Raw genomic sequence first — 12,525 nt, 5'->3', positions numbered from 1 at the left:
GCATCCCCGTGCACGGTGCACGACGCCCGCTCAGCCCGCTGGCGGCACTCCCGGCGCCGACTCGAGGAGCTCGCCGAGTCCGTGGCGGAGCGCGTCCACGTCACTGCCGAGCGCCAGCAGCGACACGTCCCCGAATCGCGAGGTGATGTCCGCGTTCCCGCTGTAGATCCCGCTCACCAGGCCGCGGCCGCGGGCGCTGTCGACGACCTTTCGCGCCGCCTCGATGGTGCGCGGGTCCGCGACACCGTCGGTGCCGAGAGACAGCGACAGGTCATACGGTCCCACGAAGACGCCGTCCACGCCGGGCACGCAGAGGATCTCGTCGAGCGCCGCGAATCCCGCCGCGGTCTCGATCATCGGCAGCAGGAGCGTGTGCGAAGCCGCGCGCGCGACGCCGAGCGATGTGCGAGAGATGCCGCTGCTGCGCGCGCCCGCCGGCGGGAGCCGGACAGCCCGGACGAGAGCCGCTGCCTGTGCGGCGGAGTCGACCGCCGGTACGATGACGGCATCCGCTCCACCGTCGACGACACGGGCGATCAGCGCCGGGTCGTGCCCATCGATGCGCACCGCGACCGGGAAGCCCGCGGCCTCGCACGCGCGCACGAGCGGCGGCAGCGCGTGAAGCGGGATGTCGCCGTGCTGCAGGTCGATGCCGATCCAGTCCAGCTCGAAACCGGCCAGGGCCTCGATCCCGAACGGACCGAGCATCGTGACCCACAGGCCGATGCGCGCCGGTCCGGTCTTGGCCGGGTCGACGCGCATCGGGTGCTCCGGAGGGAGGGTGGTCACAGGTTGCGGGCCTTCGCGGGCGGCGCCATGTACGTCAACCGGCTCGGTGTGAGGCCCATCCGGACCGAGCTCTCGATCCACGTGACGGCGGCCGCGGTCGGGTCGACGACCGGGACGACGAAGCCGCGGCCGGCGAGCCGCGCCTTGAGGGCGTCCGCCACCCCGAGCATGCCTGTGCATCCGAGGATGATGACGTCCGCCTCGCCCGCCTCGATCGCCGAGACGGCCTGCTCCTCGAGTCGGTCGAGGAGGATGCCGTCATCCCCGTCGAGGCCGAGCACGGGGATGTCGACGACGCGGATCGTGCCGATCCGATTGTCGACGTCATAGCGGCGCGCGAGGCCGCGGATCATCGGAAGCACATTGGGCAGGACCGTGATGATCCCGACCTTCTCGCCGAGGCTCAGCGCTGTCAGCACGGCGGGCTCGAAGCCTCCTACGACCGGCGCGTCGATGATCTCGCGCGCCGCGTGCACACCCGGGTCCCCGAAGCAGGTGATGAAGACGCCGTCGACGCCGTCGACGGCGCACTCCTCGATGCGATCCAGGATGCCAGGCGCCGACAGCGCCTCGTCGTACTCGGACTCGATGCTCGCTGTGCCGCGGGCGAGCGAAACGACCGATACTGTCGTCGTCGGCAAAGCCCACGCCTCCACCTCGGTGCGGACATGCTCGATGAAGCCGTCTCCGATGACGGGCAGGATGACGCGGAGGTGCATGGAAAACTCCTTCGTTGTGCGACTAGTGGTCTTGAGGAGACGCTAGGCCTGCGGCCCGCCGTGGCGGCTGTGCCGCATGCACACCTCGAAAAGACGGCTGTGCGTCCTGCACCGGTCGCCCGGGCGGATGCCGATCAGGGTGCGGGCGGATGCGACGGACCCGCGTCGATGGCGCGCACGGCCATCTGCAGAGCCAGGCGCAGGCTCGCGTCGTCGAGGTCGACGCCGAGCCTGTCGCGCAGCTGCTGAAGGCGCGCCGTCACCGTGTTGCGATGCACGTTCAGCGCCTGAGCGGTGAAGACAACGGATCCGCCGTTCTGCAGGTACGCCGTGAGGGTCGCGAGCAGGTGGCTGCTCGCGGGGTCGCTGATCGGAGCGAGCGCCGACTCCGCGAAGGCGCGCGTGACATCGGACTGCTGCAACGTCGCCAGCAGCTGGGCGACTCCCAGCTCGTCGGTGTGGTCGACGGAGGGCCGGAACTCGCGGCTGCGGGCGAGGTATCCGGCATTGCGAGCCTCGGCGAGCGTATCGGCGAGTCCGCGGCTGCCTCTGTGATGCCGACCGACGCCGACGACGAGGCCCCACTCGCGCGGCAGGTCGGCGAGCGCGAGGCGGAGCCCGCGCACGAGGGCGCGCACGTCATCGGCCGACGGCTCAGCACGATCGGTGACCCACATCGCCCACCCTCCGGAATGGTCGGCCATACCGCCAAGCCGGATGTCGTGCCTCGCGAGCTCGCGCCGCAGCTGCGCCGCGGTCGAGTCGCGGTCGGAGGGAGCACGAGGGTCGTCGGTGACGACGTAGATGCCGGTGTGCCACTCTTGGAGGCGCCAGCCGACGCTCGCCGCCTTCTCGATGACGTCACGGCTCGGATCATCCGCCTCGCCGATGACCGAGTTCAGCAGATGCGCGAGGAACACGGCGTCGCGATCGAGCCGAGCGGCCTCGCCCACGAACCACGCGCGCACGTATGGCTCTGCGAGCGCCAGGATATCGGCGACGATCGTCCGCCGCATCCCATCGAAACCGTCCACCACAGCGACGAGCCATGCCCCCGCGGCCGACGCCTGCGGGAGCACGACGGGCTGGGCGACGACGCGATCGCCGCGCTGGGCGACCGCCAGATCGAAGCGGATCTCGCTATCGCCGGCGGCGTCGCCCGCGATGCGGCTCCCGTCTGCCGTGAGCACCGCGACCGACGTCTCAGCGAGCGCCGCCGTGCGCAGCGTGATCGCATCGAGGTCTTTCGCGGTCGCGAGCGCTTCGGGGACGCGCAGCAGAGCGTCCGCCCGTGTCACGTGCGGCGTGCGCACGCGCACGGCCAGCTCGACCGCGAGAGGAAAGGGATCCTCCTGCACGATCCACAACACGGGGAGCCCGAGCCGGTCGGCAAGGCGGATGCCGGACAGCAGCGGATGCCCGTGTGCAGCGATCACGAGCACGGCGGACGCGCCCAGGTGGTCGGCGCGCCGCACGAGCGCGTCGATCTTGTACGCGGGCGTCACGTCCGCCTCGCCGCACACGACGAGCGCTCCGGCAGCGCCGTCAGCGGTCGGGATGTCTCGGGCGGAGGCGTACATCACGACGTCGTCCACAGCGCGGTCGACGCCTGCCCCGCCCGCGACGACCGACGCCGATGTGAGGACGGGTTCGGAGAGCAGCTGGGCGACGGAGGTCATACGTGCGTCTCCTCGACCTCGATGCCGTACGCCGCCGGTCCGACCGTCGCGATATCCGCGACGGCCCATGGATGCAGCGGCGCGAAGCTCATGAGCAGCACCGTATGGCCGCGGCGCAGTTCGTCGGATCGCATCGGCGTGAGCGTCACGTGATCGATCACGACGATGACCTCGGGCGCTCCGGTCACGATCGTCCCGTCGACAGTCGCGAGCGCATACTCCTCCAGGAAGTCGACCCGGATGATGGCGCCGGTCACGACGTCGTGCAGCGTCGCACTGCCGACGTGCCTTCCATCGCGCGGGCGCACCTCGTCGATCCGGGCGGTCGCGACGGGAGTCGCACCGAGAGCCCGCGCGAACTCCTCGAGATCGCCCGCGCGATGGCTTGCAATGTACGCACGATAGCGGTGTCCCAGTTCGCAGGCCGTGCGGACGCTCCCCCGGATGCCGTGCGCAGCGAGGTCGCCCGCGCGGATCGGGTACATCGCGGTCGCTGCGAGACCGCCCATCGCGGCGGCCCCGCTGGAGAGCAGACGCTGGGTCGCTCCCGTCGTTGCGCCATCGTAGACCGCGACATCGCCGGCCGGAGAGGCGATCGCGATTGGCTCCGGGCGGTGTCCGGCGACCGCGAGGGTCGTCTGCGTGATGAAGGGGAAGGCGCGCCCCATGATGTCGCCGTCGATGAGCGGCACCTCGAGTTCCAGAGCGCAGGTCGCGCCGAGCACCGCGTTCAGCCCCCCTATCTCGATGATGCCGATCGCACCGATCGCGGACTGCAGGCGGTCGGCGAGTGCCCGCACTGCCAGCCGGATGTCATGCGGGTCTACCAGCCGTTCCGAGTAGACGTCCGGCGAGCCAACCATCCCGACGTGCACCACGAGGAGGTCGGGCGGCAGCTCCGCCGCCGGGACCAGGCGGAGCTGCCGTCCCTCGTCCGCGGCGATGCGCAGCTCGGTCGTCAGCAGGAGTCCCCCGATGCGCACGTCCCCGCCGCCCCCCGAGGCCAGGAGGCGTGCGCCTGCGACGAGGTCCTCCGCGTCTTCTAAGCCGAACCGGTCCTTCCTCACGACTCCATGATCTCAACAAGGAAGGCGCCGCGGCGAGGCATCTCAGACGGGCTGATACTCGTGCGCGTAGCCGAAGTAGGCGGGGCCGGCGAGCTCGAGACCCTCCGGCGAACGCCAGCGCGGGTCGCACGGGGACGCGATGACGCTCACGCGCAGTCCATACCGGAGCTTCTCCGTCGTGACGGCCTCACCGCTCTCGGTATCGAGCACCGAGATGAGGTCGGGCACGCTCGCGAGGACCTCCCCTCCCCGCCGCGCAACGAGGTTCTCGTTCTGGAAGTCGATCTCGAGCGTCGCCCCGACATCTCCCCCGACGCCGTCGAGCCGCGCGAGACCACGAGCAAAACCGCCGACCGTATTGCGCTCGACGTCGGTGATCTTGCCCTGGAAGAGCTGCCTCCCGCCCGTGACCGACACGGCGGCGAGCACCGGGTCCTCATGCGACTCCCGCGCGAGCCGCACGGCGTGGCCGATCTCCTCGCACAGCGTCAGTGTGTCGTGCACCATGAGGTCCTTGAGCTGACGCCCGGTGAGCACGTAGAGGCTCATGCCGCCGCTGCATCCCATGTCGGTCACAACCGAGCGGGCGAGGCGCTCCGCCCACGCGTTGTCGATCGTGTTGAAGGCCACGGCGTTGCCACGCTCGTCGGCGAGTGCCATAGGGCTCGCGGTGATTCCACCGAGCGTCGGAATGAGCATCTGCAGTTCGGGGTAGGCGCGCCCCATCCCGTCCGCGTCGATGAGCGGGATGCCGAGCTCAGCCGCCGTGACGATCGGGATCATCGAATTGAGCCCGCCCGCCTCGAGCGAGACCGTGTGGGTCGCTCGGCGACCGATGACCGACTCGATGGCGCGGAGCGACGTGACCATCTCGTTCCCGGTCGGCAACTTCTCGAGCATGACGGTCGGAGCACCCATGAACGCCGAGGGCACGACGGTCGCGTCGTCCGAGACCTCGTCCGCCGACAGGAGCGTCACCGGACCGTGCCTGCGGATCGCCTGCTCAGCCAGCAGCAGCCCGACGTACGGGTCGCCACCGCCGCCCGTGCCGAGGATCGCGGCGCCGCGCGCCATGTCGGCCAGGTTCTCGACATTGATCTCACGCATGTGTGCCTCCCACGGCGACTTCGACATTGAGGGTTCCGACGGCCTTGACGCGAATGCGGGCGGCGCTGCCGGGCAGGTACGCTAGCGGCACCTCCTCGACGTCGACGACCCTCACGCTCGAGGGGTCGGCACCCGCGGCGACCGCCCGGTCGACGGCCTCCTGGCGCGCGTCGTCGAGCACCGACTGCCGCGTGCCAGGGGTGACGCTGAACACCCGGTCGACCTCGCCGCCGATCTCCGCGATGGCGGCGCCGATCGCGTTGGCGACGGCGTAGTGGTCGGGTCGGAGGACGACCGATGCGGCGAACATCTCGTCGGGCACGAGGAAGCTTCCCCCGCCGACGGCGACGACCGGCACGGGCTCCGCGGACACCTTCATCCGATCCACGACGTCGTTGACCCGCTCCGCGATGTTCGCAAGCGTCGACGTCACCAGCGCCCGATCGAGATGGCGAACGAGAGAGCCGTCCCCGACCTCGGCGATGCCGTGAGCGACGGCGATGTCGGTCGCGGTGAGCTGCACGCCGCCGAAGACGAGCGCCTCCGTCGTGAGGCGGTGACCGACGCTCTCGGGGCCGACACGGAGGCCGATCTCGGCATCCTTCACGAGGCTTCCTCCACCGATGCCCACCGAGAGGACGTCCGGCATCCGGAAGTTCGTCTGCACATCGGCGACGGAGACATCCGTCGTGGCCTCGCGCGGGAAGCCGTTCTGAAGCATCCCGACGTCGGTGGTGGTGCCGCCCACGTCCACGACGACGCAGTCCTGCTGCCCTGAGAGGAAGGCTGCGCCACGCATCGAGTTGGTGGGGCCGGATGCGAACGTTGCGACCGGGTAGCGCCGCGCGTAGTCGATGTCCATGAGCGTGCCGTCGTTCTGGCTGAGGAAGACCTGTGACGTGATGCCCGCCTCGGCGACCGTGCGACGCAGGCCCGCGGTGACGTGCTCAGCGAGCTCGCGAAGCGACGCGTTGATGATCGTCGCGTTCTCGCGGCCGAGGATGCCCATCCGGCCGATCTCGTGTGAAAGGCTCACGGCGGCGTCGGGCAGCTGCTCGGCGAGGATCTGCGCGGCGCGCTGCTCGAACTCCGCGTTCACTGGGGAGAACACCGATGAGATTGCGAACGAGCGGATGCCCGCACCGTGCGCATCCTCGATCGCCCGGAGGAACTCGCCCTCATCGAACGGGGAGAGCTGCGAGCCGTCGTACTCGTGCCCGCCATGGCACAGGTAGCTACGGCCCTGAATCGCGTCGACGAGCCGCTGCGGCCATCCGATGAGCGGGGGGAGGGAACTGGTGGCCGGCAGCCCGAACCGAATCGCGGCGGTCGGGGCGAGACGGTTCGCCTCGACGAGCGCATTGATGAAGTGCGTCGTTCCGATCATCACCGCCGAGATGGCACCAGGGTCGACCTTCGTCGACTGCGCGATGCCGGCGATCGCCTGCACCATGCCCGTCGTCACGTCGGCACTTGTGGCCGCCTTAGTCGCGCCGAGGACCTGTTTGCCCTCGACCAGCACGGCATCCGTATTGGTGCCGCCGACATCGATACCCAACCTGAGCACTGCCCACGCTCCCTTCGCTGCGTCGCAAGACGCACAGTGTCACCTTCCAGACAGTAGAGCGAGGGGTGCGCCAGCAGATTGGGCAGTTCGCCCAGGTGCGCGTCGTCCGCGAGGCACGACGCACCGGCGGGATGCCGACGCTCGCCGCGTCCGGAACCATCCGCGCGGCACCCAGCGCGCGTCGAGCCGTCGTCCTTTGCACGACGATCGGACCGCAGTCGCAGATCGCCGACCGCGAGATCGACCAGCCGGGAACGCCGACGGACGCCGAATGTCATGAGCGCGGTCCAGGTGATGCTGCGCTGGCATCTGCAGGAAGGCCGCTCCGCGATCCCAAGTCGGTCAAGCTCGCCCGCATCGCGGAGAACTCCGACATATTCGGCTTCGAGTAGACGTAAGCGATCCCCGCACAGTGCATCACCCCTGCGGGGTGGCGTCCCCTCGCGGGACTCCGCTCAGCTGTTCCGCGGAATGACGCGCCGTGGGACCCTCCATCCGCTCTGACGAGGGCAGGTTGAGCGTCCCAGATGTCCCCCAGGTATCCCCGCAGGGGACACCTGGGAGGCACAAATGGCGAGATTTGAGGTCCGAGATAACGGGCAGTAACCCTGGCAAAAAACGCTTCTGACCAGGTATTCTTTGGCGGAGACGGAGGGATTTGAACCCTCGGTCCCCTTACGGGGACTCCACCTTAGCAGGGTGAAATGGCCAATCCGGACCTCCGTTGACCGAAGGTTCGCTTTGTCGCGGAATCATGCGGCATTCCAGGCATGATCAGGTGATTTCACCTTGACAGACGGTCACTCGTGACACACTCCACACACTCGAGACTCACGGAGAATCGGCGTCCTCAGGATGCTCGGGGACACCTGGGGGACACCTGGCACGAATCGGAAGCGGTTGCCGTTATTGCAGATAGGAGTATCATGGTGGACATGGCAGCACATGCACTCGCGACCGTGCTCGACCCGGTCGACCCCGCCGTGCGCGCCGACGCGAAAAGTCTCGCGGCGCGGCTCGTCGGCGACACCCCGGTCGAAGCCGCGGTGCGCTCCATGCTTGACGACGTCGCCCACGGGGCGCGGATCGTGGTGCTGCGAGCCGAGGACGAAGTCACACCCGCCGAGGCCGCCGAGCTCCTCGGCGTGACCCGCCAATTCGTCGACCGCCTCTGCGAAGACGGCGTGCTCCCCTTCCGCCGCCTTCCTGGCAGCAGGCACCGCCGCATCCGCGTGCAAGACGTCCTCGACGTCGCCGCCGAACGCGAACAGCGGCGCACCGGCCGCGACGCGCTACGCGCAGCACTCAGCGCATAAGGGATGGCACGTCAGCAAAGGGTCTTCATCGACACCAGCGAGCTGTTCCCGTTCACGATCATGGACGTGCTGCTCACCCTGTCCGAGGACTTCCTCTTCACCTGGGTCTGGACCGACGAACTCCTGGACGAGTGGGAGCACGTCATCGTTCGCGAGGGCATCCGGACACCTGAGTCCGCACACTCGGTCACGGATGCGGTGCGTGCGCATTTCGGTCGCTACCGGATCGACCCGGGTCTGTATCGCGACAAGGTCACCGATGACCTCTCCCCCGACCCTGGCGATCGCCTCCACGCCGCGGCGTGCGTGTACGGCGACGTCGACGTGCTGCTCACCCGGAACCTTAAACACTTCCAGGCTCCGGCCATCGGTCAGGCCGGGGTGCAGGTGATGACCTCAGACTCGTTCCTGAGCACCCTGCTCACCCGCCGGCGCGTCGCGGTGATCGAGTCCTTCACCCGCGCCGCGCTAAGCAAGAAGAACCCGCCCGTCACGCCGGTCCAGCTGGCCGCAGGATCGCCACCGCGGGCGCCCCACGATTCACTGAACGACTTCGGCCTCACCTCTTGCTCCGAAACGCAAGGCCCCACGTGCTCCCGCTCGCCCATCGCAACGAATCTGGCGGGCGAAGCGAGGAACCCTCGCACATCGGCATCACACATCGAACCCATCCAGATCCAACGGGCTCACCCGGTAACCCGGAGTGGAACGTCACGCCGAGCGGCGGGCCTCGAGAAACCGCGCCGCCTTGTCCGAGCGTACGTGGCCAGCAGGGACGGCGCGGCCCTCCAGAGCTGCGCTGGAACGAGTTGATCGCTCTACCGCACGACGGAGCGCGTCACTGTCCACCTTCTTGCGCATGGCCGGGTCACCTCCATCCGTATTCCAATCTGCACCCTACTGTCGACGACCGATAAACATCGGCCCCGAAGCCGGGCGCTTAGGGAGATCCGCTCGCGGGCGCTGTTCGATGAGACGACGTCACGCGCCCTCGGACCCCTGGCGGGCCGAGTGCTCAGGACAGCTGCGACCTGAAAAACTCGTCTGCGAGGGCGCGGCTTCGGCTGGTGTCACCCGTCGGGGGCATCGATTCGAAGTGTTCGGCGCGCTCGAGCTCTCGCGCGACAAACCGTTCCAGGATGCCCGGCGGGGTTCCCGAGCCGAGCTCACGGGTGTGGGACTTCAAGGCGATGACCTCTTGTGCGGCGTCCTGGGTGACGGCATCGACGTCTCCTTCCTCGAGAAGGGTCGGCAAGTCCATTGGCGGCACCGCGCACGTCGGGTGCGTGTCGAGCCACCTCAACGCCGCGGCAGGACGCAGCACATAGAAGAGCCGTTTGAGTGTTGGCGCGTTCGCCCGCTGTCGGGTGGCGACGTGGAGATAGTGCCTGCCGATCGCACTGCGCTCCGCGATCCCGTTCGCCAGCTCCAGGAGGCCGTCACGGAATGCCGCGTCGCCGGTGTAGACGATGGGCGATCGCAGCCACTCGATCGCGGTGGCGTTACCTTTCGCGACAAGACGAACGGACTTGGCAAGGTCCCATCCGTTGACATCGAAGGTGTTGTCGAGTGGGGTCTCGATCACGTCTCGCTCGGGCCAGAGCGAGAGGTACCGGTCGCGGGGACGAACAAAGAGGAACCTGCAGTCGTAGTCGCTGTCAGGTGACGGGAATCCCCACGCGCGACTGCCGCTCTCGATCGCCCAAGGAATGCGCACATCATGATCGTGCTCGATCGCCGCCAGCCGACGATCGATCTCGGCGACGACCAGCGGGTCCATGGAGGGAGGGATGTGTCGCACGGCTCGACGATATCGCCCGTCCGCCGATGGGCTGCGACGCCCCCTCTGCGGTGTGTAGCGTCCGACGCCTGGCTACCCGGCGACGCTTCCCCATCGCACGTCGCCATGCAGGAACACGACACTCGCCCCCTCGCCAGTCCACAGATCAATCCATGTCGGCGAGCCGTACTCGTGGGTGAACTGCGGCTTGCCCGCGGAGACTGCCTTCGCGATGTCCACAGGATCCGGCCACGACGGCCTGCAACCGCCACCTCCTCCGCAGCCGCATCCTTCAAATGCGACGCGGGCGCCGAGCCGCACAAGGTCGGTCGCCTGGCGCGGCGTCACGTTGGCCTTTGTTCGCCGGACGACCATGCCCTCCGGTGTAAAGAAGTCCCCGTTGAGGTTGAAGGTGCCAGGCCGAATGGCTGCTCGACCGACCGCGGGTGCGGAAGAAGTCGTATCAAGCTCCACCACGGATTCGCGATTGAGCTTGCGCTTGCGGCTCTTGGGCACTGTCCGATCTTCGCACGGGCGACGCGAGCGCACCCAAAGGCCAGCCAGAAGCCGCTCGTCCTGCGAACCGAGATCGCTGTTGTCGATCACATCGCACATCCCCCGCGATCCGCGGAGGGGTGCACCACCCGTGCAAATCGGGGGACACCTGGGGGGACCCTTGTCGCAAACGGAATGCGAAATCGCCAGATTCCGGATCGAGAATAATCACCAGAAAAGCACCGCTGACCGGGGATTTGTGGCGGAGACGGAGGGATTTGAACCCCGCCGCTGAGACCGCACCCGGGTGTGTTGAGGTGCGTTCGCGTTGATTCAACGTGGGTGGCGGGCACCTTCGATGACGCTGACGACGTGTGATGTCTCAGGACATCGGTGACAGTTCTGCATCAGGACATCGGTGACGGTTGGTGTCTCAGGACATCGGTGACAGTTCCCTTGGTTGGGGGCCTCGCGGTTTCCCGTTGCCGACGTACTTGACGCCCGGTGGTGGCCAGAGGTGTTCGATGATGAGGGTGCCGCGGTCGTCGAAGACCATGATCCCGGCGGACTCGTAGAGGACGTAGGCCTCTTTGCCCCGCAGCGGGTAGCTGACGTTGAAGCTGCAGCCGCGGGCCTTGATCGACCCGTTCGGGTGGACGGTGGCGACGCGGATCCCGTCGAGCACGCGACCGTTCAGGGACGGCGATGGTGCGGGCGGGAGCGGGTCGTTCGGTTTCCGGGTGACCGGCCGAGGTCTCGGCGGGTCGGCCTTCGGCGTCGTTTCCCAGGCCTGCAGTGGCGTGATCCGGCCGGGCAGCGACTGGTGCGGGGCGCTCGGTGTTGTAGATGTGGTCGAACGCGTCGACCTGCGCCTGCAGCTCGCGGAGGTTGCGGGCGAGGGGCTGCTTGTCGAGGTAGCGGAACAGGGTCTGGTGGAACCGCTCGTTCTTGCCCTGCGTGGTCGGCTTGTACGGTTTCCCGGTGATCGGCTCCACCCCGAGCCGGGTGACATACTCGACGAGCTGGCCGATGATCCCGCGCCGCGACGGGTTCAGTGCGACGCCGTTGTCAGACAGTAATCGCTGCGGGACCCCGTGGTGCTTGATCGCCTTGCGCACCACGCGGATCGCATCCTTCGAGGTCTCCCCGACGGCGGCGTGGGAGGCGACCGCGTACCGGGAGTGGTCGTCGATGAGCTGGAAGATCACGCACTTGCGGCCGCCGGCGAGGACGTACTCGGTCGCGTCGAGCTGCCAGCACGCGTTCGGCGCCGGATACACGAACCTCCGGTATGCGGCCCGCGGCTTCTTCCTCGGCTCCGCGCGGGCGACACCGGCCTGGCGGAAGATCCGCGCCAGCGCGGCGATCGACGGCACCGGGGTCATCCCGAGGGCGATCATCTTGTCGTGCACGCTGATCGGCCCGTGATCCAGCCCCGACGATTCCAACGCGGCACGCACCCCGATCGCCTGCTTCTTCACCTCGTCGCTGATCGTGGTCGGGCTGGTCTTCGGTCGCCGGGAGCGCGGCTCGAACGCCGCGGCCTGCCCCTCCACGATGGCCCGCTTACGGATCGCGTAGAACGTCTTCCGCGAGATCGAGTACTCCGCGCAGAACGTGGTCACCGCCCCGCGCGGCGCGTCCGGCGGCCACTGCGCGATCGCGAGACGGACACGGGGATCAACAGGCTCAACACGACTCATCCCTCACAGATAGAGGAACAAGTGTCACCACCAACGAGCGCCGAAGTGTCACCGATGTCCCGATACAGAACTGTCACCGATGTCCTGAGAGATGACAATGACGCTGACGACGCACGAACTCGTTCAGTTGTTCGCAAATTCTTCGCATGTCGGGCACCTTCAGGTTGCCGACACGTGTTCGCGGTGGATGGAGGACGGAGGACGGAGGACGGACACGGTCACGACGTCAACACTGATAGTAGGCGGTCGCGCCGGACCGACTCGTGGGCGAACGACTCACCGAACATCGAGGTTAGTGTCGTG

The 12,525-nt window shown here is 68.1% G+C and carries 11 protein-coding genes, 1 tRNA gene and 1 pseudogene; 3 read left to right on the top strand and 10 right to left on the bottom strand.

Going from position 1 to position 12,525, the window contains the following annotated elements:
* Positions 1–30 precede the first annotated feature (30 nt).
* From QSV35_RS04945 to QSV35_RS04920, 6 genes are all read right to left on the bottom strand, one after another.
* A complete protein-coding gene (locus QSV35_RS04945; protein WP_286287284.1) occupies positions 31–789 on the bottom strand; it encodes an HpcH/HpaI aldolase family protein in 759 nt (252 codons plus the stop codon).
* The gene (locus QSV35_RS04940; RefSeq protein WP_286287282.1) at positions 786–1,508 is read right to left on the bottom strand and encodes an aspartate/glutamate racemase family protein; all 723 of its coding nucleotides are present in this window, start codon (positions 1,506–1,508) and stop codon (positions 786–788) included. Before QSV35_RS04940 ends, QSV35_RS04945 begins: the two co-directional genes overlap by 4 nt.
* A 134-nt stretch (positions 1,509–1,642) precedes the next feature.
* Positions 1,643–3,187: a PucR family transcriptional regulator gene (locus QSV35_RS04935; RefSeq protein ID WP_286287280.1), complete on the bottom strand. Its 1,545-nt coding sequence runs from the start codon at positions 3,185–3,187 to the stop codon at positions 1,643–1,645.
* Positions 3,184–4,254 carry an S-methyl thiohydantoin desulfurase domain-containing protein gene (locus tag QSV35_RS04930; RefSeq protein WP_286287277.1) on the bottom strand — a complete coding sequence of 357 codons (1,071 nt, stop codon included), beginning with the start codon at positions 4,252–4,254 and terminating at the stop codon, positions 3,184–3,186. Before QSV35_RS04930 ends, QSV35_RS04935 begins: the two co-directional genes overlap by 4 nt.
* A gap of 42 nt (positions 4,255–4,296) precedes the next feature.
* Positions 4,297–5,361, bottom strand: a complete 1,065-nt coding sequence (locus QSV35_RS04925) for a DUF917 domain-containing protein (protein ID WP_286287273.1) — start codon at positions 5,359–5,361, stop codon at positions 4,297–4,299.
* Positions 5,354–6,928, bottom strand: coding sequence for a hydantoinase/oxoprolinase N-terminal domain-containing protein (locus QSV35_RS04920; protein ID WP_286287271.1), 1,575 nt, complete (start codon positions 6,926–6,928; stop codon positions 5,354–5,356). The genes QSV35_RS04925 and QSV35_RS04920 overlap by 8 nt, the downstream gene beginning before the upstream one ends.
* A 65-nt stretch (positions 6,929–6,993) precedes the next feature.
* Between QSV35_RS04920 and QSV35_RS04915 the strand changes: the two genes are divergently transcribed.
* A complete protein-coding gene (locus tag QSV35_RS04915; protein WP_286287262.1) occupies positions 6,994–7,320 on the top strand; it encodes a hypothetical protein in 327 nt (108 codons plus the stop codon).
* Positions 7,321–7,568: 248 nt separating this feature from the next.
* On the opposite strand, the gene QSV35_RS04910 is transcribed toward QSV35_RS04915, so the two are convergent.
* Positions 7,569–7,651: transfer RNA gene (locus QSV35_RS04910), tRNA-OTHER, on the bottom strand.
* Between the two features lie 212 nt (positions 7,652–7,863).
* Here QSV35_RS04910 and QSV35_RS04905 point away from each other — a divergent pair.
* Entirely contained in the window at positions 7,864–8,244 is a 381-nt protein-coding gene (locus QSV35_RS04905) for a helix-turn-helix domain-containing protein (protein WP_286287260.1), read from the top strand.
* 3 nt (positions 8,245–8,247) lie between these two features.
* Positions 8,248–9,057, top strand: coding sequence for a PIN domain-containing protein (locus QSV35_RS04900; RefSeq protein ID WP_286287258.1), 810 nt, complete (start codon positions 8,248–8,250; stop codon positions 9,055–9,057).
* Between the two features lie 202 nt (positions 9,058–9,259).
* Here the strand turns inward: QSV35_RS04900 and QSV35_RS04895 are convergent, their stop codons facing one another.
* The 3 genes and pseudogenes from QSV35_RS04895 to QSV35_RS04885 form a co-directional block, all read right to left on the bottom strand.
* A complete protein-coding gene (locus QSV35_RS04895; RefSeq protein WP_286287254.1) occupies positions 9,260–10,024 on the bottom strand; it encodes a nucleotidyltransferase domain-containing protein in 765 nt (254 codons plus the stop codon).
* Positions 10,025–10,117: 93 nt separating this feature from the next.
* Positions 10,118–10,630 carry a hypothetical protein gene (locus tag QSV35_RS04890; protein WP_286287252.1) on the bottom strand — a complete coding sequence of 171 codons (513 nt, stop codon included), beginning with the start codon at positions 10,628–10,630 and terminating at the stop codon, positions 10,118–10,120.
* Between the two features lie 322 nt (positions 10,631–10,952).
* A pseudogene (locus tag QSV35_RS04885) lies at positions 10,953–12,222 on the bottom strand (integrase core domain-containing protein).
* Positions 12,223–12,525: the final 303 nt, after the last annotated feature.

Origin of the sequence: Microbacterium candidum (assembly GCF_030315975.1) — a bacterium.
In the GTDB taxonomy this organism is placed as follows: domain Bacteria; phylum Actinomycetota; class Actinomycetes; order Actinomycetales; family Microbacteriaceae; genus Microbacterium; species Microbacterium candidum.
Note: the sequence above shows the minus strand (reverse complement) of the source record. Positions and strands in the feature narration are given on the sequence as shown.

Bases quoted from the DNA above. Each gene is read 5' to 3' on its own strand.
- QSV35_RS04900 (WP_286287258.1), top strand. From the start codon at position 8,248: ATGGCACGTCAGCAAAGGGTCTTCATCGACACCAGCGAGCTGTTCCCG.
- QSV35_RS04905 (WP_286287260.1), top strand. From the start codon at position 7,864: ATGGCAGCACATGCACTCGCGACCGTGCTCGACCCGGTCGACCCCGCC.
- QSV35_RS04940 (WP_286287282.1), bottom strand. From the start codon at position 1,508: ATGCACCTCCGCGTCATCCTGCCCGTCATCGGAGACGGCTTCATCGAG.
- QSV35_RS04895 (WP_286287254.1), bottom strand. From the start codon at position 10,024: ATGGACCCGCTGGTCGTCGCCGAGATCGATCGTCGGCTGGCGGCGATC.
- QSV35_RS04925 (WP_286287273.1), bottom strand. From the start codon at position 5,361: ATGCGTGAGATCAATGTCGAGAACCTGGCCGACATGGCGCGCGGCGCC.
- QSV35_RS04935 (WP_286287280.1), bottom strand. From the start codon at position 3,187: ATGACCTCCGTCGCCCAGCTGCTCTCCGAACCCGTCCTCACATCGGCG.